Source organism: Mameliella sp. CS4 (assembly GCF_019392335.1).
Lineage (GTDB): Bacteria > Pseudomonadota > Alphaproteobacteria > Rhodobacterales > Rhodobacteraceae > Antarctobacter.
Genome location: NZ_JAHXRQ010000003.1, coordinates 14,834 through 36,426 on the forward strand (window position 1 = coordinate 14,834; position 21,593 = coordinate 36,426).

The window sequence follows — 21,593 nt, forward strand, 5'->3', positions numbered from 1 at the left end:
CGGATCCCGTCACGTCAATGGTCCCGGCGCTTGGACAGGTAATCCTCGGTCGTGCGCACTTTGGGCCGCTCCCCCATCGCAAAGGGGTTGTCCTGCCCCATCTGCGCCTTGACCCGGCAATCGTCGCACATCTGGATCATGCGCAGCTTGTCCGGGTCCTGGAACATGGCGTGGCCCGAGAGTTTCTCGGTGATCCGGTCGATGGCGGATTTCGATCCGAAGAGCGTGCCGCAGTCGACGCAGGCAAAGGGCTCTTCCTCGTTCAGCACCTCTTGCCGGAGGGCCGTCTCGGTCAGGTCCAGGCGCGGCTCCAGCGTGATGGCCTGTTCCGGGCAGATCGTGGCGCAGATCCCGCATTGCAGGCAGGCGTCCTCTTGAAAGCGGAGCTGCGGCAGGTCCGGGTTGTCGCCAAGCGCGCCAGAGGGGCAGAGCGAGACGCAGGACAGGCACAGCGTGCAGGCATCCGTATCCACCAGCACTGCGCCATAGGGGGCGCCTTGGGGCAGGGGCAGTTGCGCCTGGTCCCCGTGCAGCGCGCGGGCGGCTTGCCGTGTCACCTGCCGCCGTGTGCCAAGGGGGCGCACCGGCTCTGACACCGGGGCAGGGGAGGTCTGGTCGTACAGCGCGTCGCTCATCGCGTCGGGATCGGGTGTATCCAGCAGGCGCACCCGGTCCTCGCCCGCGATCGCCTCTGCCAGGGCCAGTTGTGCCGTCAGCGCATCGCGGTCGGCCCCCGGTCCCGGCAGCAACGTGACAGAGGCAAAGCCCGCCGCCAGCGCCGCCACCGCCTCGGCATGGCCGAAGGCGCCGACCACGGGCAGTTCCAACGGGATCACGTCGCGCGGCAAGCCGCGCCCGTGCCGGGCGGAGAGGCGGATCATCTCGGCCCCGTGCGCGTCATGCACCAAGAGGCGCGGCGCGGTGCCACCCGCGTCCAGATAGGCCTTGGCCAGCGTCTGCACCCGGCGGAATGTCAAATCGACCGGGGGGGCATCATAGCTGATCGCGCCCGAGGGGCAGACCGCCGAACAGGCGCCGCATCCGGCGCAGATCATCGGGTCGACCGTCACATGGTCGCCCTCGGGCGAGATCGCGCCGGTCGGGCAGAGGTCCAGGCAGCGGGTACAGCCCGTCTGCCCGGCCCGCGAATGGGCGCAAAGCAACGCCTCTGTCCGGACGTAAAGCGGCTTTTCGAAGGTGCCGACAAGATGCGAGGCCGCCATGACCGCCGCTGCGACAGAGGGCGCATGTGCGGGATCGGCGCGCAGATAGCCCTCGCGCTTTTCATGGGCGGGGAACAGCGGCGTGTCGCCCCGCAGGTCGAGGATCACGTCGCAGTCCGATTGGCCGCCGTCTTGCGGGTCGGTCAGGGTAAAGGCGCCGCGCCCGCCCGGGTCCACCTGTCGCAGCGCGTCGATCACCACGCGGAACTGCCCCAGCGCGCCCTGCGCCTGCCGCAGCCGCCCGGTCACTACGTCATAGGCGCGGCTGTCGGGCATCTCTGCGCCCTCCGGCAAGAGCACCGTCACCCCCAGGTGCGGCGCCAGTTGCTCGGCGGCGGGCAGGGCCACTTCGGGGGCGCCGAGGATCAGGCAGAGCCCCTCGGAGATCACGTCCAGCGTCTTTTCCGGCGCGGCGGGCAGCAGGGCCTCGGCGATCAGGGCGGACATTTTGGGTACTGCGGGGGCGGAATCCGCGCTCCACCCGGCCCGGTCGCGCAGGTCCAGCACCGGCGGGGCAGGCAGGTCCAGTTCCTCGGCCAGAGCCTCGAAAACCCGGGACTCCTGGGTACAGCAAAAAATCGTGTCCCCCTCCTGCAAGGCGGCGGCGGCCCGGTCGATCTGTGTGGTGCAGAGGGCGGAACAGGGCGGACGCACCTCCAGGCCGGTGGTGCGTGACAGGGCCTGTGAATCGATCTGCTGCGTCCCTAGACAGTCACATGTTATCAGTGACTTGGCCATTGTCTTGCCCTCCCCTCAAAGCACGCTTGACGGTGCCTGTTTCGCGCTGTGCCGGTGGAGCCTAGCCATGATTCGCAGCCCTCCACAACCGTTTATCCCGGTCAGCCGGGGCGCCGGAACGGGCGCAATCGCGATGCTGCGCTGCGGCTGATTCGTGCGTTCTCAAATCACCGCTTTTCCGAGCGAAAATGTCAGGTTGGACAAAAGGTCCGTTGCCCGGCGGCACCCCTTGCGCGGCTGCCCAAATTGACCGTTTCGGGCGCGGAATACCACGGTACGCCGTTTTTCTCTTTCGTTCGGCAAGGTTGCCAGATCAAACTCCGGTCGAGGGAGGACCACCGTGATCCACAATCCGAAGGCGTACCGGACCGTGCCGCTGGGCATCGTGCTGAGACGCGCCCCTGGCGTGACCCGATGGGCAAAGTGGGTCTGGACCGCATCCGCCGTCATGCCCGGAGCCGGTGCCGCCGACTGGCGCGTGCTGCGCAGCGAGGGCGAGGTGACCGAATACCACGCTGCGACCCTGCAGCTGGAACTGCACGGCGCCGATACGGACGCCTACCTGCACGAACTCTGGGCGCAGCAGCCCAGCGTCTACGTCATCATGCGCGAGGCGATAGAGGGGGAGGACCCGCTCGAGGTGCTGACCGTGACCGCCTCGCCCTACGAGGCGCAGGACTATTCGGACAGTGGCGAGGAAATCATCGAGAAGGTCCCCATGCCGCCCGCGCTGTACGCGCTGGTGGCGAATTTCGTCGAGGAGTTCCACGAGGAAGAGGTCTTTATCAAGCGCAAGCGGGACAAGAAGCGCATCGACCTTGTCGAGGATGGCGTGGGCGATCCGCGCATCGGCAAGCTGGAGGATGTCTATGCCTCGCCCGCCCAGCAGCGGAGACGCATGCATTGAGCCGGTCCCCCGCAGATTTCTGGTCGCGCCGCCGCGCCGCCGTTGCCGCCGAGGACAGGGCCGAGACGCAGGCCGATCAGCGTGCTGCCGAGGCGGAACAGCTGCGCGCCGTCGAGGACCGGCCCGACGAGGACGTGCTTGCCGAATTGAACCTGCCTGCCCCCGAAGAGATGGACGATCCCGCGCAGGTGCAGGCGCTGCTCAAGGCGGTGGCGCCGCAACGGCTCAAGACGCGCGCCCTGCGGCGGTTGTGGCGTCTGAACCCGGTGTTGGCCAATGTCGACGGGCTGGTGGACTACGGAGAGGATTTCACCGACGCCGCGATGGTCGTCGAGAACATGCAAACGCTGTATCAGGTCGGCAAGGGCATGTTCGACAAGGCAGTAGAGCAGGCCGAGGCAGAGGCGCGTGCCGCCAACATCGACGAGGATGCGATCGACGAGGCCCCGGATCAGGTCCGGGGCGAGGTCGCGGAAGTGGCCGATGACAGCGCGGAACCACCGGCCCCGGCCTCGGAACCGGGGCTTCTGGCCATCGCCGAGCCGCCACCCGAACAAGAGCCACAGGCCGCCGCCCCCCGCCGGATGCGCTTTCGTTTCGAGACCAGCACATGAGTACCGACAAGGACCCGATGACAAACACCGCCGAAACCCGCCAGATCGCCGAAGAAGACCGGCTCCGCGCCGATCTCTACAATTTCCTCGGGCTGCTTCTGGCCGGGCCGCCGGACGAGATGCTGCTGGCGCAAACCGCCGGGTTGTCGGGGGACGAGACCGAGATGGGGCAGGCCATCGGCACGCTTGCGAAACTGGCCAAGGTCACAAAGCCCAAGACCGTGACCAGCGAATACAACAAGCTGTTCATCGGTCTCGGACGGGGCGAGTTGCTGCCCTATGCCTCGTACTACCTGACCGGCTTCCTGAACGAAAAGCCTCTGGCGCTGCTCCGGCAGGACATGGTGCGTCAGGGACTGGAACGGGCCGACAACGTGTTCGAGCCCGAGGACAACATCGCCTCACTGATGGAAATGATGGGCGCCATGATCGTGGGCCGTTTCGGCGCGCCTGCCAACCTGGATGCGCAGCGCCAGTTCTTCAACAAGCACATCGGCCCCTGGGCCGGACACTTCTACGCAGACCTCGAAGGCGCCAAGAGCTCTGTTTTCTACACTCCGGTGGGCACCGTCGGACGGCTCTTCATGGAGATCGAGTCCGAGGGGTTCCGCATGAGCGGAGAGTGAGACTTTCGCCGGGTGCGTTCGGATACGCACCCATCCCGGGGCGGGCGACCGTCCCTCAACCCGTGAAAGGAGCCACTTTCATGACCCAGGAAACCAAGGCCTCGCGCCGGAATTTCCTCAAGCTGGCAAGCGTTTCGGCCCCTGCGGCCGCGGTTGCGATCGCCAGCGGCCAGGCGGCCGAAGCCGGTCCCGCCGAGCCTGACCTGACATCGGACAAGATGCAGGACACGGCGCATACGCGCGCCTTCTACGACAGCGCCCGCTTCTGAGGCGCCGCCGCTCCGCCCGGTATTGTCCGGTCGAGGCATTTAACGGCCCAAGGCGACTGGTTGCGTGACGCCCGACTGCCCGAGGCCTTCGTCAGAGTCCTGCGCCCCTCAAAAGGCGCGTAAGGGAGAGAGAAACCATGTTGAGGAAAAAGACCAACGGGGTTGCGCGACGCCCCCAGCGGACAAGTATCCTTTCCGAGGCCGCCAACGCCTCGGTTGATCGCCGCGCCTTTCTGCGCGGTTCCGGTCTGGCCATCGGCGGGATTGCCGCCATTGCCGCCACCGGCGGCACCGTGAAACAGGCCAGCGCCGCCTCTGCCGCCGGTCTTGGCGCGGTGGAGCTGAAGAAATCCGTCTGCACCCACTGTTCGGTGGGCTGCACCGTCATCGCCGAAGTCAGCGACGGCGTCTGGGTCGGGCAGGAACCCGGCTGGGACAGCCCCTTCAACCTGGGCGCCCATTGCGCCAAGGGCGCCTCTGTGCGGGAACACGCGCACGGCGAGCGCCGCCTGAAGTACCCGATGAAGAAGGTCGACGGCGAGTGGACCCGGATCAGCTGGGAACAGGCGATCGAGGAAATCGGTGACGGCATGATGAAGATCCGCGAAGAAAGCGGACCTGACTCTGTCTACTGGCTCGGCTCGGCCAAGCATTCGAACGAACAGGCCTACCTGTTCCGCAAGTTCGCCGGCTACTGGGGCACGAACAACGTCGACCACCAGGCGCGGATCTGCCATTCAACCACTGTTGCGGGTGTTGCGAACACATGGGGCTACGGCGCCATGACCAACTCCTACAACGACATCCATAACAGCCAGGCGATCTTCATCATCGGCGGCAACCCCGCCGAGGCGCACCCTGTCTCCCTGCTGCACGTCCTGCGTGCCAAGGAGATGAACAACGCGCCGCTGATCGTCTGCGACCCGCGGTTCACCCGCACGGCGGCCCATGCGGATGAATACGTCCGCTTCCGTCCCGGCAGTGACGTTGCGCTGGTCTGGGGCATCCTCTGGCACATCTTCGAGAACGGCTGGGAGGACAAGGAGTTCATCCGCACCCGTGTCTGGGGCATGGACCAGATCCGCGAGGAAGTGGCCAAGTGGACCCCCGAAGAGGTCGAGCGCGTCACCGGCGCGCCGGGCTCGCAGCTGCGCCGCGTGGCCCGCACGATGGCCAACAACCGTCCTGGCACGGTGATCTGGTGCATGGGGGGGACGCAGCACACCAACGGCAACAACAACACCCGCGCCTACTGCATCCTGCAGCTTGCGCTGGGCAACATGGGCACCTCCGGCGGCGGCACCAACATCTTCCGTGGCCACGACAACGTGCAGGGTGCGACCGACCTTGGCGTTCTGTCACACACGCTGCCCGGCTACTACGGCCTTGCAAAGGGCTCGTGGCAGCATTGGGCGCGCGTCTGGGAGGAAGACTTCGACTGGCTTTCGGCCCAGTTCGACACGCTCAAGGGGGCCGACGGCAAGGACAAGAACCTGATGTTCGAGACCGGTATCCCGGTCAGCCGCTGGATCGACGGTGTCCTTGAGGACGCCGAGAACATCGACCAGCCGAACAAGGTCCGGGCCATGGTGCTCTGGGGACATGCGCCCAACTCTCAGACCCGCGGGGTCGAGATGAAGAAGGCGATGGAGAAGCTGGACATGCTGGTCGTCGTCGACCCGTATCCCACCGTCTCCGCCGTCATGAACGACCGCACCGACGGCGTCTATCTGCTGCCCGCGGCGACGCAGTTCGAAACCTACGGCTCCGTGACCGCCTCGAACCGGTCGTTCCAGTGGCGCCAGCAGGTGGTCGATCCGCTCTTCGAATCGAAGCCCGACCAGGAAATCATCGGTCTCTTCGCCAAGAAGTTCGGCTTTCATGACCGCATGTTCCGCAACATCGCGCTGGAAGACGACGGCATCACGCCGAACGTCGAGGACACGCTGCGCGAGATCAACAAGGGCATGTGGACCATCGGCTATACCGGCCAGTCGCCGGAGCGGCTCAAGCTGCACATGGAAAACCAGCACACCTTCGACCGCACCACGCTTCAGGCGATCGGCGGTCCGGCCGACGGCGACTATTACGGTCTGCCCTGGCCCAGCTGGGGCACCGCCGACATGAAGCACCCGGGCACGCCCAACCTCTACGACATGTCCAAGCCTGTCGCAGAGGGCGGCCTGACCTTCCGCGCCCGGTTCGGCGTGGAGCGGAACGGGGACAACCTGCTGGCCGACGGCGTCTACTCGGTGGGATCGGAAATCCAGGATGGATATCCGGAATTCACCATGCAGATGCTCATGGACCTTGGCTGGGACGGTGACCTGACCGAGGAAGAGCGTGCGGTGATCGACGGGATCGCCGGGCCCAAGACCAACTGGAAAACCGACCTTTCGGGCGGCATCCAGCGGGTTGCGATCAAGCACGGCTGCGCCCCCTTCGGCAACGCCAAGGCCCGTGCGGTTGTCTGGACCTTCCCGGACCCGGTGCCGCTGCACCGCGAACCGCTCTACACCAACCGCCGCGACCTCGTGGCCGACTACCCGACCTACGAGGACCGCAAGTTCTATCGTCTTCCGACCATGTATGCGTCGATCCAGAAGAACGATTTCTCGAAGGACTACCCGATCATCCTCACCTCTGGCCGTCTGGTCGAATACGAGGGCGGCGGGGACGAAACCCGGTCCAACCCCTGGCTGGCCGAGCTTCAGCAGGACATGTTCGTCGAGATCAACCCGCGGGACGCCAACAACCTCGGCATTCGCGACGGCGCGGATGTCTGGGTCGAAGGCCCGGAGGGCGGCAAGGTCAAGGTCATGGCCATGGTCACCCAGCGGGTGGGTGAGGGCGTCGCCTTCATGCCCTTCCACTTTGGCGGCCATTTCCAGGGCGAGGATCTGAGATCCAAGTACCCGGACGGCGCAGACCCCTATGTGCTGGGCGAAGCGGCGAACACTGCCATGACCTACGGGTATGACAGTGTCACCCAGATGCAGGAGACGAAATGTACTCTCTGCAAGATCACCGTGGCGTAAGGAGAAACAGATATGGCACGATCCAAATTCCTCTGTGACGCCGAGCGCTGTATCGAGTGCAACGCCTGTGTCACCGCCTGCAAGAACGAGAACGAGGTGCCCTGGGGCATCAACCGCCGTCGCGTGGTGACGATCCAGGACGGCACGCCGGGCGAACGCTCGATCTCGGTGGCCTGCATGCATTGTTCCGACGCGCCCTGCATGGCCGTCTGTCCGGTGGATTGCTTCTACCAGACCGAAGAAGGCGTGGTCCTGCACTCCAAGGACCTCTGCATCGGCTGCGGCTACTGCTTTTACGCGTGCCCCTTCGGCGCGCCGCAGTTCCCGCAGGCGGGCAACTTCGGTTCGCGCGGCAAGATGGACAAATGCACCTTCTGCGCCGGCGGCCCCGAGGAAAATCACTCGACGGCCGAGTTCGCCAAGTACGGTCGCAACCGGATCGCGGAAGGCAAGCTGCCGATCTGCGCCGAGATGTGTTCCACCAAGGCCCTGCTCGCCGGTGACGGCGACGTGGTCTCGGGCATCTACCGCGAACGCGTGGTGGCCCGTGGCTTCGGTTCGGGCGCTTGGGGCTGGGGCACCGCTTACGACCAGAAAGGCGGCTGACGCCTCTTTTGGGCGGGGCCTGGTCCCGCCCGATCATTCCATCACATGGCAGGGGCCCGTGATCCACGGGCCTCTGACCAATGGCAGAATATGACGCCACGGGCCTCCGGTTTCGCCACTTCGGCTGCCGCGCTCATGGCGTGTCTTTTCGACGGGGACAGTCATGTCACAACGCTCCAGCGGTTTCGGATGGTTCATTCTATTGGTGGCCGGCCTTGCCGTGCTGACCTTCATTTTCCGGCCTCCCGCGCCGGCCGAGACGGGCACGGACCCGGCGGCCCTGGCCGAGGCGCGCAAGGCGACGGGGGGCGCGCAGACGCTGGAGGACATCCTGGCCCGGCAACGGGGCGAAAACGTCGATCTCAGTTTTCGTCGCGAGTTCGGCCAGCCGGGCGCCGACCCGAATGCGCCCCTGGCTCTGGCCCCGCTTGGCGGCGCATCGGACCCCGAGATGTGGCGCGCGCTGCGCTATGACGCGGCGGATTTGAACGTCTCCGCCGGGGGCGACGTGGCCAAGGTGCTGGTCCAGGACGGCGGCATGGCCTGGTACGAATTCCGCAAGGGGCCGCTGGCCACCTATGGCGGCTGGCTGCTGGTCGGCACCATCGTCGCGCTGGCCTTCTTCTACCTGCTACGCGGCCGGATCGGCATCGACGAGCCGATGACCGGGCGCACCGTGACCCGTTTCCAGGCCATCGAACGCTTTGCGCACTGGCTGCTGGCCGGGTCCTTTGTCCTTTTGGGCCTCTCCGGCCTGCTGACGCTTTTCGGGCGGTTCTTCATCCTGCCCACCTTCGGGCCCGAGCTGAACTCGCAGCTCCTCATCGCGTCGAAATTCGTGCACAACAACCTGGCCTGGCCCTTCATGCTGGGGCTGGTCATGGTCTTTGTCATGTGGGTCTGGCACAATATCCCCGACCGCACCGACATCACATGGTTCGCCCAGGCGGGCGGCATCATCGGCAAGAACCACCCGCCGGCCAAGAAGTTCAACGGCGGGCAAAAGATCATCTTCTGGTCGGTGATCCTGCTGGGCGCCTCGATCTCGCTTTCGGGCCTGTCGCTGCTCTTTCCGTTCGAGCTGCCGCTCTTTGCCAAGACCTTTGCGATCGTCAACGATACCGGTATCCTGCAGGGACTGGGCTACGGCGCCTTGCCGACCGACCTGACCCCGCAAGAGGAAATGCAACTGGCGCAGCTGTGGCACGCGATCGTTGCCTTTGTCCTGATGGCGATCATCATCGCGCATATCTACATCGGATCCATCGGGATGAAGGGCGCCTTTGACGCCATGGGCTCGGGCGAGGTGGACGAGGCCTGGGCGCATCAGCACCACTCGCTCTGGCTGGACGAGGTCAAGGCGCGCGAAGCCAAGAACGGCAAGAACACCCCTGACAAGACCCCCGGCACCGGGGCCACCCCGGCCGAATGATGCGGGCCGCGTTGCTCGCCCTTGCGCTTGTGGCCCTGCCCGCGGGCGCGGAGGAGTTCACCACGCTCAAGGGGCATGGCGGTCCCGTCATGGCCCTGGCCATCTCGCCCGGCGGCGCCGTGACCAGCGCCAGTTTCGACAATTCCGTCGGGCTCTGGTCGGGCCGCGTGCCCGCCTGGCTCGAAGGGCACGCCGCCGCCGTCACCGCGCTGACCTGGGGGCCGGGCGGGGCGCTGATCTCTGGCGGGGACGATTTTGCCGTGCGCCAATGGCGCCCGGTCGACCGCCTGCTGGGGGAGCACAAGGGCAAGGTCACCTCGCTCTCGGTGGCGCCCGACGGAAGCCATGTCGCCAGCGGCAGTTGGGACGGCAGCATCCGGCTCTGGCCTCTGACAGAGATGGGCAGGGCAGACGAGCTTCCCTATCCCGGCGCGGGTGTGAACGCCGTGGCGCATTCATCGGATGGGCGGTTCCTGTTTGCGGCCACCTCCAAGGGCGTGCTGTTGCAATATAACCTGGAGCAGGGCGGATCGCCCCTGCCGCTGGTCGAGCACGGCTTTGGCATCAACCGGCTGGTGGCCGGTCCCGGCTGGATCGCCTATGGCGCGGTGGACGGGGGGACCCGCGTGATCGACGCGGGCACGGGTGCACAGATCGCCGATTTCACGCTGGACCGCCGCCCGATCCTGGCCCTGTCCTGGCATCCGGAGACGGCGCAGCTGGCCGTGGGTGACGGGCACGGCTACATCATGATGGTGGATACCGATGGTTGGCGCATCACCCGCGATTTCCGCGCCATGCGCCACGGCCCGGTCTGGGCGTTGGCCTTTTCGCCCGATGGGCAGGTGATCTATGCCGGGGGCCTCGACGACGTGGTCTATGCCTGGCCCGTGGACCTGATGGACGAGCTGGACGCGCCCGAAGGCTCGGGCCAGCGCAGCTTTTTGCGCGACCCCGAAACCATGTCCAACGGCGAACGGCAGTTCATGCGCAAATGTTCGATCTGCCATGCCCTGACACCGGGGCCGTCGCGCAAGGCGGGGCCGACGCTGTACGGAGTCTTTGGCCGCCAGGCCGGGACGCTGCCGGGCTACAGCTATTCCGACACCTTGGAGAAGGCCGGTTTCGCCTGGACGGATGAGACCATAGACGCCCTGTTCGACGAGGGGCCGGACCACTACATTCCCGGTTCCAAGATGCCCATGCAGGTGATCGCCAAAGGCTCTGACCGGGCCGACCTGATCGCCTTTCTCAAATCCGCTAGTGAAGGAATGACCAAATGAAAGCCATGCTCTCGGGGTTCGCCGCGATGATCCTGCTGGCCGTCGGCGCCTGGTACGGGTTGAACGAGATGGGATTCTCGACCGCCGACCAGCAGACCGGCGCCAACGTTCGGCTCGACTGATCCTGCCGGCGGGTTAGACTAACACCCATGACCCCATTGGATGATTACGGACAGGCCCTTAGCGGCGCATCGGTGCTGGTTGTCGACGACGAACCGGGCATGCGCAATTTCCTGGCCAAGACGCTGGGCCCGCGGGTCAAGACCGTGGCAGAGGCGGCCTCGGCGCGCGAGGCGACAGAGCGGCTGGACGAGGCCCAGTTCGATGTCATCGTGGTCGACAACAAGATGCCCGGCGGCTCGGGCATCGACTGGGTGACGGAGCAGCGACGCAAGGGGCTCTATGCCGAAACCGTGCTGATCACCGCCTATGCCGACCTTGAAACCGCCATCGCCGCGTTGCGCGCGGGCGTCAGCGATTTTGTCCTGAAACCCTTTCGCGCCAATCAGTTGATCGGTGCCGTGGCGCGCACGCTGGACCGGGGCGCCCTGCGCCGCGACAACCGCCTGTTGCGCCATGCCCTGCAGGCCGAGGGCGAAACCCGGCTCCTGGGCCGGTCGGCGCCGATGCAGGCGGTGCGCGCCATGCTGGAGAAACTGGCGCCGCTGCCGACGCCGGTGCTGTTCACCGGCGCGACCGGCACGGGCAAGGAACTGGCCGCGCGCACCCTGCACCAGATCGGGGGGCGGTCGGACCGGCCCTTCGTGGCGGTGAACTGCGCCGCCATCGCGCCGGACCGCATTGCCGCCGAACTGTTTGGCGAGGTCGAGGGGGACCGGTTGCGCCCGGGCCTGTTCCTGCTGGCGGATGGTGGCACGCTGTTTCTCGACGAGGTGGCGCAGATGTCGGAAACCCTGCAGGCGGCGTTGCTGCGGGTGATCGAGGATCAGCGCATCCGCCCGCTCCGGGCCGAACGCGAGATCCCGCTGGATCTGCGCCTGACCTTCGCCACCAACACCGATCTTGCCAAGGCGGTCGAGGAGGGGCGCTTTCGCGAGGATCTGTACCACCGCATCAACGTGCTGCGGATCGAGATGCCCCCGCTAAGCGACCGGTCAGAGGACATCGTGGAACTGGCCGCGCTTTTCATCCAGCATTTCAGCCGGTCGCTTGGCCTGCCGGAACTGAAATTGGACGACGAGACGCTGCTGAAACTCAGCCGCTATCCCTGGCCCGGCAACGTGCGCGAGTTGCGCAATCTCGTCGAACGCTCTGTCATCCTGGGCAGCTTCCCCGAGGATTTCGCGGGCAGCGGCTCTGTCACCGGGGTGCAGGCCATCGAGAACCTCGACCTGGTGATGCAGCGCCACATCATGCACGTCCTCGAACTGTCGGGCGGCAACCGGGCCGAGGCAGCGCGGCGCCTTGGCGTCTCGCGCAAGACCGTGGATCGCAAGGTGGCCACTTGGGGGCAGTGACCCCGCTGGAATGCCCTTTCTGATAACCGCAAGATTATGCATTTTTTACAGTCGGGCTAGCGGGTCAATCTGACCTGCCAGCCCCGTCGCTTTGTTGCGCCAATGGCCAATATGTCTCGCTTTTCTTCTTGCAGGCAGGGCCTGTCTTTTCATACCTTCTGCACCAGATCGGGTGTTCATCCCGGAAATTTTGCAGGAGATGACATGCAGGACATGGGAGAGGCCCTTGCCGTCGCTATGACGCTTGTCCTCTCGGGCGATGGCGATCTAGTCGAGATCGTCGGCCTTTCGCTGCGTGTCAGCCTGACCGCCACCGTCGCAGCCTGTGCCATCGGCCTGCCCATCGGCGCGCTGGTCGCCACCAACCGCTTTCCGGGGCGGGGCGCCGTTCTGGTGGTGATGAACGCGCTCATGGGGCTGCCGCCGGTCGTCGTGGGGCTGATCGTCTACCTGCATCTGTCGCGGGCCGGGCCGCTTGGGTTCCTCGGGCTGCTTTACACGCCCGCCGCCATGATCATTGCCCAGACCATCCTGATCGCGCCCATTGTGGCCGCGCTGTCGCGCCAGGTGATCGAGGACATGCACGCCGAATACGCCGACCACTTCAGCTCGCTCTGTCTGACCACCCGCCAGACTGTGCAGGCGCTGCTCTGGGATGCGCGGTATGCGCTTTTGACCGTGGCGCTGGCCGGGTTCGGCCGCGCCGTGGCCGAGGTGGGCGCCGTGATGATCGTCGGCGGAAACATCGACCACCTGACCCGTGTCATGACAACCGCCATTGCGCTGGAGACCTCAAAGGGGGACCTGCCGCTGGCCCTGGGCCTGGGCATCGTGCTGATGATCCTGGCGCTGGGGGTCAACGCCCTGGTCCACAGCCTGCGCCTGACTGCCGTGAGACAAGCCTATGCGTGAAGCCATCATCCACGGACCCGAAGCTCTGACCGAGGGCGCTGTCCCGGCCTCGAACCTCTTGCCCCTGCGAGTGCGCGGTCTTTGCCTGTCCCTGGGCGGACGCCGCATCCTGAACAACCTGGATCTGGAGCTGGGACCGACGGGCTGCACCGTCCTCCTGGGGCCGAACGGGGCGGGTAAAACGCAGTTTCTCAAGCTTTTGCATGGCCTTCTTGAGCCGGACACGGGCGAGATCGACTGGAACGGTGCAAAACCGGCGCAGATCACGTCGCGACAGGCGCTTGTGTTCCAGAAACCTGTCCTGCTGCGCCGCTCGGTCGCCGCGAATGTCGATTTCGTGCTGAAGTCGCGCAACCTGCCGCGCGCCCGCCGCAACGCGCTGCTGGACCATGTCGGCCTGGGCGACAAGGCCCGCCAGCCCGCCCGCCTGCTGTCCGGGGGAGAGGCGCAGCGCCTGGCCCTGGCCCGTGCGCTGGCCACCGAGCCGGAGGTGCTGTTCCTGGACGAACCCACCGCCAGCCTGGACCCGGCCTCTGTCAACCGAATCGAGGAGATCGTGCTGCAGGCCGTGCGCAACGGCACCCGCGTGATCCTTGTCACCCACGACATCGGGCAGGCCCGCCGCCTTGCTGATGAGATCGTCTTTCTGCACGGCGGGCGCGTGGCCGAACAAGCCGCCGCCGACCGTTTTTTCGCAGGCCCCCGAACGCCGGCGGCCCGGGCTCATGTCTCGGGCGGCCTCGTGCTCTGACCTCACTCAAGACCCTACGGAGGAGATATTCCATGAAACCGCTTCGTCTTGCGGCGCTGCTGTGCGCCGTGTCGCTGCCCTGTGCCGCGCTGGCCGACGACATCCTGGTGCAGTCGACCACCTCGACTGCGAACTCGGGCCTCTACGACCACCTGTTGCCGATCTTTGCCGAGGCAACGGGCATCCAGGTCAACGTGGTGGCCGTCGGCACCGGCCAGGCCATTCGCAACGCCCGCAACTGCGACGGTGACGTGCTGCTGGTCCATGCCAAGCCGGCAGAAGAGAAATTCGTGGCCGATGGGTTCGGTGCCTCGCGGACTGACTTGATGTACAACGATTTTATCATCGTCGGCCCGGCCGCCGATCCCGCCGCCGTGGCCGGTTTGGACGATATCCAGCCGGCGCTGGAAAAGATCGCCGCGGCGCAGGCGCTGTTCGCGTCGCGCGGCGACGATTCCGGCACCCACAAGAAAGAGGTCTCGCTCTGGGCGAGCACCTCGGTCGATCCGGCCACGGCTTCGGGCGACTGGTATCGTGAAACCGGATCGGGCATGGGCGCAACGCTGAACGCGGGCATCGGTATGGGCGCTTATGTCATGACCGACCGCGCCACCTGGATCAGCTTCAAGAACAAGCAGGACTACAAGATCCTGGTCGAAGGCGATGCGGACCTGTTCAACCAGTATGGCGTTATCCCGGTTTCGGCAAAGAAATGCCCCTCGGTGAACGTCGAGGGCGCACAGGCCTTTGCGGATTGGCTTTTGTCGGATGCGGGCCAGGCGGCGATTGCCGATTATGAGGTCGACGGGCAACAACTCTTCTTCCCGAACGCCCCGGATTGATCTAGGACAATTCGGCAGGCGGCCCATATACACTAGGTCAACGGGCCAGGAGGCCCGTATGTCCAATGACAAGACGCCTGAGTATTTCACCGTAGCCGAGCTGGCAGAGCTGCTGCGGCTGAAGGAACGCAAGATCTACGACCTCGCCGCCTCTGGCGAGGTCCCTTGTTCGCGCGCGACCGGTAAGCTGCTGTTTCCCGCGCGCGACGTCTATGCCTGGATCGCTTCGCACACCACGGGCCCGCAAGGGGCTGAGGACCGCCCGCCGATCCTGCTGGGCAGCCATGATCCGCTGCTGGACTGGGCCGTCCGCGAAAGCAGCTGCGGCCTGGCCACCTATTTCGACGGATCCCTGGACGGGCTGGACAGGTTCAAGGCGCGCGAAGGCGTCGCCTGCGGCCTGCATGTCTACCATCCCAAGGCCGGAGACTGGAACGTACCCAGCGTCGACAAGACCCAGGACGCGGTGCTGATCGGATTTGCCCGCCGCCGTCGCGGGCTGGTGGTGCGCCCCGACGAGGCGGGGATCACCGGACTGGAGGATCTCGCCGGGCGACGATTTGCGCCGCGCCAGCCGCTTTCGGGCACCGCCAAGCTGTTCGGAGACCTGGCCGGGGAGGCCGGACTGGACCATGCAGCGCTCGATCTGGCACCTATCTCACGGACCGAGACCGAGGCCGTGCAGGCCGTGGCCCGGGGCGAGGCGGACGCGACTTTCGGACTGGAAACGCTGGCCCGGGATTTCGGCCTGCGCTTCCTGCCCCTGATCGAAGAGTTCTTTGACCTTCTGATCGACCGGCGGGAGTATTTCGAAGGGCCGGTTCAGGCGCTTCTGGATTTCTGTCGCGGCGAAGCCTTTCGCGATCAGGCCGCCCGGCTGGGGGGCTATGACCTCGCGGACCTGGGGGCCATTCGCTGGAACGCCTGATGACCAGCTTGAGCTTTGCCGGATTGAAGACTGGAATCGTTTGAAAATCCACAATTGGCCTATGCGGGGCAGGGGCTCTGTATCAGATATGTGCCAAATTCTAGCAGGCTCGAAGCCCCGCAATTCTTGCGTTTCAGCGGGAATCTGTATCTAATTCGAGATACGGGATAGTTTCCCGGGGGGATAAAAATGAAGAGCGATCTGACGGTCCGCCTCGCCGGGCGCCTGTCGGCGCTACGGGCTGCCCGTGGCTGGACGCTGGATCAACTCGCCGCTGCCAGCGGTGTCAGCCGCGCGGCGTTATCGCGGCTCGAGAATGCCGAGGTCAGTCCTTCGGCGGATGTTCTCTCGCGTCTTGCAGCAGCGCATGAAATGTCCCTGTCCCGCCTCTTTGCCATGATCGAGGACGGGTTTTCCGCCCATGTCACGCGCGAGGAACAGGCCGTCTGGCGCGATGGTGAGACCGGGCTGGCCAAGCGGTTCGTCTCTCCTGCGGCCTCGGCCCTGGCGGGTGAGGTGGTCGAATGCAAGATGACGCCGAATTCCGAGATGGTGCAGGAATCGCCCGAGGTTGTCGGGCAGGAGCATCACATCGTGCTCATCAGTGGCTATCTGCACGTCAGTCTGGATGGATCGGGCTATAACCTGGGCGCCGGAGACGCGCTGCGCTATCGCGAACATGGTGAAGTGCGACTGGTCACGGATCGCGGACAGGGGGCGAAATTCATGCTGGTGAGCGTCACCAGCTAAGCGGCGCGCCCGGACGCCCGGCCGCCGGGGCGAAAGGGGGCGTCATGCCAAAGGCAGGCCTTCGGCATGACCCCCTCGGCCTGCGGCCTTCACCCCCGGGAGTATTTTCAGAGAGAAGAAGACGCGCCGGATCGCCGGGTGTCTCGCTTTCAACAGTTCGGCACGTTCACCGCCAACCCGCCCAGCGAGGTTTCCTTGTACTTCTCGCTCATGTCGTGGCCGGTCTGGCGCATGGTCTCGATGCAGGCATCGAGCGGCACCAGATGCGTGCCGTCGCCCCGCAAGGAGAGCGAGGCCGCCGAGACCGCCTTGATCGCGCCCAAACCGTTGCGTTCGATACAAGGCACCTGCACCAGGCCTTTGACCGGGTCGCAGGTCATGCCAAGGTGGTGTTCCAGTGCGATTTCCGCTGCGTTTTCCACCTGTTCCGGCGTGCCGCCCATGACCGCACAAAGCCCGGCCGCCGCCATTGCGCTGGCGCTGCCGACCTCGGCCTGGCAGCCGGCCTCGGCGCCCGAAATCGAGGCATTGTATTTCACCAATCCGCCGATCGCGGCGGCGGTCAGCAGGAACTCGGGGATGCGGGCGCGCGTGGCGCCGGGCACATGGTCCAGCCAGTAGCGGATCACCGCCGGAACGACACCCGCCGCGCCATTGGTGGGCGCGGTGACCACCTGGCCCCCGGCGGCGTTTTCCTCGTTCACCGCCATCGCGTAGACGCTCATCCAGTCGTTGATCGTGTGCGGCGCCTGCAGGTTCATGCCGCGCTCGGCCAGCAACTGGTCATGGATATTCTTGGCGCGGCGTTTCACGTTCAGCCCGCCGGGCAGGACGCCGTCCGAGGTCAGGCCCCGGTCGATGCAATCCTCCATCACCTGCCAGATCCGCGCCACGCCCTTTTCCAGGCTGTCGGCGCAGCCGCGTGACACCTCGTTGGCGCGTTTCATGTCGGCGATGCTGCGCCCGGATTTCTTTGCCATCTCAAGCATTTCCGCGGCGGACTTGAAGGGGTGCGGGACGGGGGCGCCCTCATCCGTGTCCTTTCCGGCGGCCAGTTCCGCCTCTGTCAGGACAAAGCCGCCACCGACCGAGTAATAGACCTCTTGCAGGATCACGTCGCCCTGGGCATCCGTGGCCCGCAGGATCATCCCGTTGGCGTGGCCCGGCAGCGTCTCATCGTAGTCGAAGACCAGGTCCCTGGACGGATCGAATTGCAGCGTGGGCAAGCTGTCGGGCGTGACGCTGTGGGTTTTCGCGATTTCGGCAAGTGCGGCCTCGGCCTTTTCGTGGTCGTAGGTTTCCGGGACAAAGCCCGCCAGCCCCAGCACCGTGGCGCGGTCGGTGGCATGGCCGACGCCGGTGAAGGCCAGCGACCCGTGCAGCGAGGCGCGCAGCCCGTGCACCGCAAAGGGCGCCGCGCGCAGCTTGTCCAGAAAGCGGGCCGCCGCGACCATCGGGCCCATCGTGTGCGAGGACGATGGGCCGATCCCAACCTTGAACATCTCGAAGACCGAAAGAAACATCTGCGCTCCCTTTATTCTTGTGCCTCATGTAGCGCAGCGCCCTGGCCATGCCGCCGCCGAAAACGACATGACGTCTGCCAAAGGCGCGCTTGTCACCGGGTCGTTCACGGCACCGTGAACGGCTTGTGACGGTCCGGGGCGAAACTTTCGCCAGCCTGTCGCGTGACTCCGATCAGCCGCACCAGAGAGGTGCCGCTCTGAAACGACAGAGAAACAGGAAGGACGACCAAATGAAACCCCTCAAGACTTTTGCAGCCATTGCCCTTGTGACCGTGTCCGGCGCCGCTTTTGCGGCCAGCCATTCCGATACCGGCAACCCGATGGTCGGCGGCGCCGCGATGTTCCCGGACAAGACGATCGTTGAAAATGCCGTGAACTCGGCCGATCACGAAACCCTCGTCGCGGCGGTCAAGGCAGCCGGCCTTGTCGACACGCTGTCCGGTGAAGGCCCCTTCACCGTCTTTGCCCCGACCGATGACGCCTTTGCCATGATCAAGCCGGAAAGCCTGAACGCTTTGCTGCAGCCCGAGGCCAAGGACCAGCTGACCACGATCCTGACCTGTCACGTCGTGGCGGCGAATGCGATGTCCGATGCCATTGCGGGCATGATTGCCGATGACGGCGGCATGCACCCGGTCCCCACGGTGGGCGGCTGCACGCTGCAAGCCAAGATGGACGGGGACGAGATCACGCTGACCGATGAGAACGGGCGCACCGCGACCGTGACCATCGCCGACGTCAAGCAGTCGAACGGCGTGATCCACGTCATCGACCGCGTCCTGCTGCCCAAGCAGTAAACCGATCAATTGCGCGCGGCAATGTAACCCCCAGTTCGTGCCTCGCGCAATTGTGCGCATCCCGAGCTTGCCCCCGCAGGCCGGGGTGCGCATCCTTTCCCCGAAAGAGGAGGCCCCGATGAAACGACGCAACTTTATCGCTGCCGGGGCTGTGCTGCCGTTCTTTACGCGCAGCGCCCTGGCCGCCGATGGCAATTTCGAAATCACCCGCAGCAAGGCGGAATGGCGCGCCATGCTGAGCGACGCGGAATACCGCGTCATGCGCGAGGAGGGGACGGAACGGGCCTTTACCTCGCCGCTGAACGACGAAAAGCGGAAAGGGACCTTCCTGTGCAAGGGCTGTGACCTGCCGCTCTATGCCTCGGAAACCAAGTTCGACAGCGGCACCGGCTGGCCGTCGTTCTACCGGGCCCTGCCCAACGCGGTTGAAACCAAACCCGACCGCAAGCTGTTCGTCACCCGCACCGAATGCCATTGCCGCCGCTGCGGATCGCACCTGGGGCATATCTTTGACGATGGTCCGCCGCCCACGGGCAAACGCCACTGTATCAACGGTGTCAGCCTGACCTTCCGCCCGGCCTGACCGGCGCAGCGCCAAGACAAGAAAAACGGGCGTGTGGCTGGACTAAGGCCTCGCGCCCGTTTCCTTTGCCGGGTCAAACGGGTCGAAAGATTGCCCGAAGCCGACGTTCGGTCGCGTCAGATCGCCCGTCCAGGGATTTGCGCAAATCTATGGGCGTCTTCTGACACCGATGCTTAATCCAGAGCGGACGTCTGCGTCATGGCCTGGGTAAAGCCGCGCAGGGAAAGCTGCAGCGTCACGGGGGAGTCTGGGGCAACGGCTGGATAGATGGTCAGCGTGGCCTGGCGTCCCCGTTCCAGCTGCGCAAAGGTCTGCGCATCAAACCCGATCCGCGCCGTACAGCCCTGGTCGTTGCAGAAAGAAAAGTCGTACTTGAGCGAACTGCCTCCGTCGATTTCAAGCGTCAGTCCCTTGGACAGCAGCGTTTCTTTGGGTGTCACGACTGTGGCCCCGGCCACGGCGCGCCCGCCGTTGTCGAGCTTGAAGACGGATATCTCGGCCACTGCGTTGCCCCGGCTGTCGTTCAATAACTGATAGCCTTGGCAAAAGTCCTTCCCCCTCAGGCATTGAAGGGCCCAGTCGCCGTGGCGCGCTTTGACATAGGCCTGTTGCGGAGGTTTGTAGGCGGTTTTGCGCGGCGGCGTGGTTGTGGCAGGCTTCGCCGGCGCGATCAGCGCGGCCACGATGGGCGAGCGTTCGGCGATGGCGGCAATCGGCACGGCAAAGTTCACCCCGTTGATCGAGTCGCCCGCGTGGTGCAGCGCGATGACCTTGCGCCCATCCTCGCCGATCACGGGCGAGCCGGAGTTGCCCCGCAGCGTGTCGCAGGTGTGGCGCAGCCGGTTATTGGACAGCAGGTTGCGCGCGGCGGCCCGGCATTCCTTGCGGCTGATGTGCTGGGCCATGTCGATCGGGTGGCCGATCACGATCAGCGGCAGGCCCGCGTGCCGGTCAGGGTCGAACGCGAAGGCCTGCAGGGGCAGGGTGCCCCAATCCTGAGCGGGCGCACCAAAGACTTCGAGTATGGCATAGTCGAGATCGTCGGGCGGGCTGATCTCGACCGGCTCGGGGTTGACCGAGTAGATGCGCGTGTTGTCCGTCACGCCGTTCTCGACGTAACCGGCGACGAAATTCACCGCCTGTACGCGCGCGCCCTCGATCTGCAGGCAATGGCCATTGGTCAACAGGTACGTGTCCGAAATCAGGAAGCTGGTGCAATGCGCCGTGCCCTTGTCCGTGGCGATGTCCAGCCGACCGACGGCACGGCCCATTTTTCGATAGCCCGAGATGTCCGGGTACTGGTAGGCCGGTTCGGAATCGAACCCGCCGCCAAAGACCTGTTCCAACGTCACGCCGCCGCCGGACACCTGGTTGTCCGTCAGCACCACTTTGCCGAAATCCGATCTGGGTCCCAGCGGCACGTCCTGTGCCGAGAGCGGCAGGGCAAGGGAACAGGCGGCGAGGGCAGCAAGGGTCGTGCGGCGGGTGGGGAACATGCGAATCGTACTCCTGGAGATGTGACCAAGCCTATCACCGGAACCGGGACGAAAATGGGTCCGGACTACCCGGACCCAGCCATTCATTCGCACACATGTCAGGCCCGTTGCGCGGGCGGAGTGCCGCCTACTTGAAGCTGCGGCTGTCCTTGATCTGGTCCCAGGCCCAGACAACCTGCTGCAGCTGCTCTTCCTGGCTGCGGTCGCCGCCGTTCATGTCCGGGTGCAGCACCTTGATGAGCGACTTGTAGACCTTGCGGATCTCGGCCTTGGACATGTCGTCCTTGGCGTCGAGAATATCCAGCGCCTTGCGCTCGGTCGGGGGCAGCTTGCGCCCGCCACCCTGCTTGCGCCCGGGGTTGCGCGTGGCCTTGTCGCCCAGCACCTGGTGCGGATCCTCGATCCCCAGCCGCGCCCAGGCCTTGGCCTCGGGGTCGCGCCAGTCCTTGGTCTTGCGCTCCCAGACCTTGTCCGAGGATTCCTGTGCGTTCATCTCCGCTTCGGTCTTGCCGTCGAAGAAGGACCACTTGGCATTGTATTCCCGGACATGGTCCTTGCAGAACCAGAAGAAATCATCCAGCACGTCAGGCGCCTTGGGCGCGCGGAATTTGCCCGGTTCCTGGCAACCGTCATGGTCGCAGATGCGCGTGGATGTCTCCTGTGCGCCTGTCATGCCCTTCCGTCCGCGTGGGTTTTTCTTTTTCGCGGACTTAACGGACATGTCGAAACCGAAGGGGTCAGGTTTGCTCATCTCGCACCTCTTCTCGACTCGGACACCGGAGCATAGACTATCGTGA

The 21,593-nt window shown here is 65.4% G+C and carries 21 protein-coding genes; 17 read left to right on the plus strand and 4 right to left on the minus strand.

The window, feature by feature from the left end; genetic code table 11:
- Positions 1-14 precede the first annotated feature (14 nt).
- Entirely contained in the window at positions 15-1,961 is a 1,947-nt protein-coding gene (locus tag KZZ07_RS05590) for a 4Fe-4S binding protein (protein ID WP_219512804.1), read from the minus strand.
- A gap of 370 nt (positions 1,962-2,331) precedes the next feature.
- On the opposite strand from KZZ07_RS05590, the gene KZZ07_RS05595 reads away from it, so the two are divergent.
- The 15 genes from KZZ07_RS05595 (at position 2,332) to KZZ07_RS05660 (ending at position 16,397) form a co-directional block, all read left to right on the plus strand.
- A complete protein-coding gene (locus KZZ07_RS05595; protein ID WP_219513082.1) occupies positions 2,332-2,868 on the plus strand; it encodes a DUF3305 domain-containing protein in 537 nt (178 codons plus the stop codon).
- Positions 2,865-3,482, plus strand: a complete 618-nt coding sequence (locus KZZ07_RS05600; RefSeq protein WP_219512805.1) for a DUF3306 domain-containing protein — start codon at positions 2,865-2,867, stop codon at positions 3,480-3,482. Before KZZ07_RS05595 ends, KZZ07_RS05600 begins: the two co-directional genes overlap by 4 nt.
- Positions 3,479-4,108 (plus strand): TorD/DmsD family molecular chaperone, encoded by a 630-nt coding sequence (locus tag KZZ07_RS05605; protein ID WP_370631076.1) that lies wholly within the window; start codon positions 3,479-3,481, stop codon positions 4,106-4,108. Before KZZ07_RS05600 ends, KZZ07_RS05605 begins: the two co-directional genes overlap by 4 nt.
- Before the next feature lie 80 nt (positions 4,109-4,188).
- On the plus strand, positions 4,189-4,377 hold the full coding sequence (locus KZZ07_RS05610; RefSeq protein WP_219512806.1) for a twin-arginine translocation signal domain-containing protein: 189 nt from the start codon (positions 4,189-4,191) through the stop codon (positions 4,375-4,377).
- A 137-nt stretch (positions 4,378-4,514) separates the two neighbouring features.
- The gene (locus tag KZZ07_RS05615; RefSeq protein ID WP_219512808.1) at positions 4,515-7,415 is read left to right on the plus strand and encodes a formate dehydrogenase subunit alpha; all 2,901 of its coding nucleotides are present in this window, start codon (positions 4,515-4,517) and stop codon (positions 7,413-7,415) included.
- A gap of 12 nt (positions 7,416-7,427) precedes the next feature.
- The gene (gene fdh3B / locus KZZ07_RS05620; RefSeq protein WP_219512809.1) at positions 7,428-8,021 is read left to right on the plus strand and encodes a formate dehydrogenase FDH3 subunit beta; all 594 of its coding nucleotides are present in this window, start codon (positions 7,428-7,430) and stop codon (positions 8,019-8,021) included.
- A gap of 163 nt (positions 8,022-8,184) precedes the next feature.
- Complete coding sequence (locus tag KZZ07_RS05625; RefSeq protein ID WP_219512810.1) at positions 8,185-9,453, plus strand: formate dehydrogenase subunit gamma; 1,269 nt, start codon at positions 8,185-8,187, stop codon at positions 9,451-9,453.
- The gene (locus KZZ07_RS05630; RefSeq protein WP_219513084.1) at positions 9,453-10,736 is read left to right on the plus strand and encodes a c-type cytochrome; all 1,284 of its coding nucleotides are present in this window, start codon (positions 9,453-9,455) and stop codon (positions 10,734-10,736) included. Before KZZ07_RS05625 ends, KZZ07_RS05630 begins: the two co-directional genes overlap by 1 nt.
- Positions 10,733-10,858 (plus strand): hypothetical protein, encoded by a 126-nt coding sequence (locus KZZ07_RS27600; RefSeq protein ID WP_255564177.1) that lies wholly within the window; start codon positions 10,733-10,735, stop codon positions 10,856-10,858. Before KZZ07_RS05630 ends, KZZ07_RS27600 begins: the two co-directional genes overlap by 4 nt.
- 27 nt (positions 10,859-10,885) lie before the next feature.
- Complete coding sequence (locus KZZ07_RS05635) at positions 10,886-12,214, plus strand: sigma-54-dependent transcriptional regulator (RefSeq protein ID WP_219512811.1); 1,329 nt, start codon at positions 10,886-10,888, stop codon at positions 12,212-12,214.
- Between the two features lie 204 nt (positions 12,215-12,418).
- Positions 12,419-13,126: an ABC transporter permease gene (locus KZZ07_RS05640; protein ID WP_219512812.1), complete on the plus strand. Its 708-nt coding sequence runs from the start codon at positions 12,419-12,421 to the stop codon at positions 13,124-13,126.
- Complete coding sequence (locus tag KZZ07_RS05645) at positions 13,119-13,877, plus strand: ATP-binding cassette domain-containing protein (RefSeq protein ID WP_219512813.1); 759 nt, start codon at positions 13,119-13,121, stop codon at positions 13,875-13,877. The genes KZZ07_RS05640 and KZZ07_RS05645 overlap by 8 nt, the downstream gene beginning before the upstream one ends.
- Before the next feature lie 32 nt (positions 13,878-13,909).
- Entirely contained in the window at positions 13,910-14,719 is an 810-nt protein-coding gene (locus KZZ07_RS05650) for an ABC transporter substrate-binding protein (protein WP_219512814.1), read from the plus strand.
- A gap of 58 nt (positions 14,720-14,777) precedes the next feature.
- Positions 14,778-15,647, plus strand: coding sequence for a substrate-binding domain-containing protein (locus KZZ07_RS05655; protein WP_219512815.1), 870 nt, complete (start codon positions 14,778-14,780; stop codon positions 15,645-15,647).
- Positions 15,648-15,836: 189 nt separating this feature from the next.
- Positions 15,837-16,397, plus strand: a complete 561-nt coding sequence (locus KZZ07_RS05660; RefSeq protein ID WP_219512816.1) for a helix-turn-helix domain-containing protein — start codon at positions 15,837-15,839, stop codon at positions 16,395-16,397.
- A gap of 149 nt (positions 16,398-16,546) precedes the next feature.
- Here the strand turns inward: KZZ07_RS05660 and KZZ07_RS05665 are convergent, their stop codons facing one another.
- Entirely contained in the window at positions 16,547-17,920 is a 1,374-nt protein-coding gene (locus tag KZZ07_RS05665) for an L-serine ammonia-lyase (protein WP_219512817.1), read from the minus strand.
- A gap of 230 nt (positions 17,921-18,150) precedes the next feature.
- On the opposite strand from KZZ07_RS05665, the gene KZZ07_RS05670 reads away from it, so the two are divergent.
- Together KZZ07_RS05670 and msrB are read left to right on the plus strand one after the other, a co-directional pair.
- Positions 18,151-18,717 (plus strand): fasciclin domain-containing protein, encoded by a 567-nt coding sequence (locus tag KZZ07_RS05670; protein ID WP_219512818.1) that lies wholly within the window; start codon positions 18,151-18,153, stop codon positions 18,715-18,717.
- Between the two features lie 118 nt (positions 18,718-18,835).
- A complete protein-coding gene (gene msrB / locus KZZ07_RS05675) occupies positions 18,836-19,300 on the plus strand; it encodes a peptide-methionine (R)-S-oxide reductase MsrB (protein ID WP_219512819.1) in 465 nt (154 codons plus the stop codon).
- A gap of 173 nt (positions 19,301-19,473) precedes the next feature.
- Here the strand turns inward: msrB and KZZ07_RS05680 are convergent, their stop codons facing one another.
- The gene (locus tag KZZ07_RS05680; protein ID WP_219512820.1) at positions 19,474-20,796 is read right to left on the minus strand and encodes an invasion associated locus B family protein; all 1,323 of its coding nucleotides are present in this window, start codon (positions 20,794-20,796) and stop codon (positions 19,474-19,476) included.
- A 127-nt stretch (positions 20,797-20,923) separates the two neighbouring features.
- Entirely contained in the window at positions 20,924-21,547 is a 624-nt protein-coding gene (locus tag KZZ07_RS05685; RefSeq protein WP_219512821.1) for a J domain-containing protein, read from the minus strand.
- Between the last annotated feature and the right edge of the window lie 46 nt (positions 21,548-21,593).

Excerpts from the sequence above, each read along its gene's own strand:
- KZZ07_RS05590 (WP_219512804.1), bottom strand. The coding sequence starts at position 1,961 with ATGGCCAAGTCACTGATAACATGTGACTGTCTAGGGACGCAGCAGATC.
- KZZ07_RS05635 (WP_219512811.1), top strand. The coding sequence starts at position 10,886 with ATGACCCCATTGGATGATTACGGACAGGCCCTTAGCGGCGCATCGGTG.
- KZZ07_RS05655 (WP_219512815.1), top strand. The coding sequence starts at position 14,778 with ATGTCCAATGACAAGACGCCTGAGTATTTCACCGTAGCCGAGCTGGCA.
- msrB (WP_219512819.1), top strand. The coding sequence starts at position 18,836 with ATGAAACGACGCAACTTTATCGCTGCCGGGGCTGTGCTGCCGTTCTTT.
- KZZ07_RS05680 (WP_219512820.1), bottom strand. The coding sequence starts at position 20,796 with ATGTTCCCCACCCGCCGCACGACCCTTGCTGCCCTCGCCGCCTGTTCC.
- fdh3B (WP_219512809.1), top strand. The coding sequence starts at position 7,428 with ATGGCACGATCCAAATTCCTCTGTGACGCCGAGCGCTGTATCGAGTGC.
- KZZ07_RS05615 (WP_219512808.1), top strand. The coding sequence starts at position 4,515 with ATGTTGAGGAAAAAGACCAACGGGGTTGCGCGACGCCCCCAGCGGACA.
- KZZ07_RS05660 (WP_219512816.1), top strand. The coding sequence starts at position 15,837 with ATGAAGAGCGATCTGACGGTCCGCCTCGCCGGGCGCCTGTCGGCGCTA.
- KZZ07_RS27600 (WP_255564177.1), top strand. The coding sequence starts at position 10,733 with ATGAAAGCCATGCTCTCGGGGTTCGCCGCGATGATCCTGCTGGCCGTC.
- KZZ07_RS05605 (WP_370631076.1), top strand. The coding sequence starts at position 3,479 with ATGAGTACCGACAAGGACCCGATGACAAACACCGCCGAAACCCGCCAG.
- KZZ07_RS05665 (WP_219512817.1), bottom strand. The coding sequence starts at position 17,920 with ATGTTTCTTTCGGTCTTCGAGATGTTCAAGGTTGGGATCGGCCCATCG.
- KZZ07_RS05650 (WP_219512814.1), top strand. The coding sequence starts at position 13,910 with ATGAAACCGCTTCGTCTTGCGGCGCTGCTGTGCGCCGTGTCGCTGCCC.
- KZZ07_RS05640 (WP_219512812.1), top strand. The coding sequence starts at position 12,419 with ATGCAGGACATGGGAGAGGCCCTTGCCGTCGCTATGACGCTTGTCCTC.
- KZZ07_RS05685 (WP_219512821.1), bottom strand. The coding sequence starts at position 21,547 with ATGAGCAAACCTGACCCCTTCGGTTTCGACATGTCCGTTAAGTCCGCG.
- KZZ07_RS05645 (WP_219512813.1), top strand. The coding sequence starts at position 13,119 with ATGCGTGAAGCCATCATCCACGGACCCGAAGCTCTGACCGAGGGCGCT.
- KZZ07_RS05670 (WP_219512818.1), top strand. The coding sequence starts at position 18,151 with ATGAAACCCCTCAAGACTTTTGCAGCCATTGCCCTTGTGACCGTGTCC.
- KZZ07_RS05625 (WP_219512810.1), top strand. The coding sequence starts at position 8,185 with ATGTCACAACGCTCCAGCGGTTTCGGATGGTTCATTCTATTGGTGGCC.
- KZZ07_RS05610 (WP_219512806.1), top strand. The coding sequence starts at position 4,189 with ATGACCCAGGAAACCAAGGCCTCGCGCCGGAATTTCCTCAAGCTGGCA.
- KZZ07_RS05630 (WP_219513084.1), top strand. The coding sequence starts at position 9,453 with ATGCGGGCCGCGTTGCTCGCCCTTGCGCTTGTGGCCCTGCCCGCGGGC.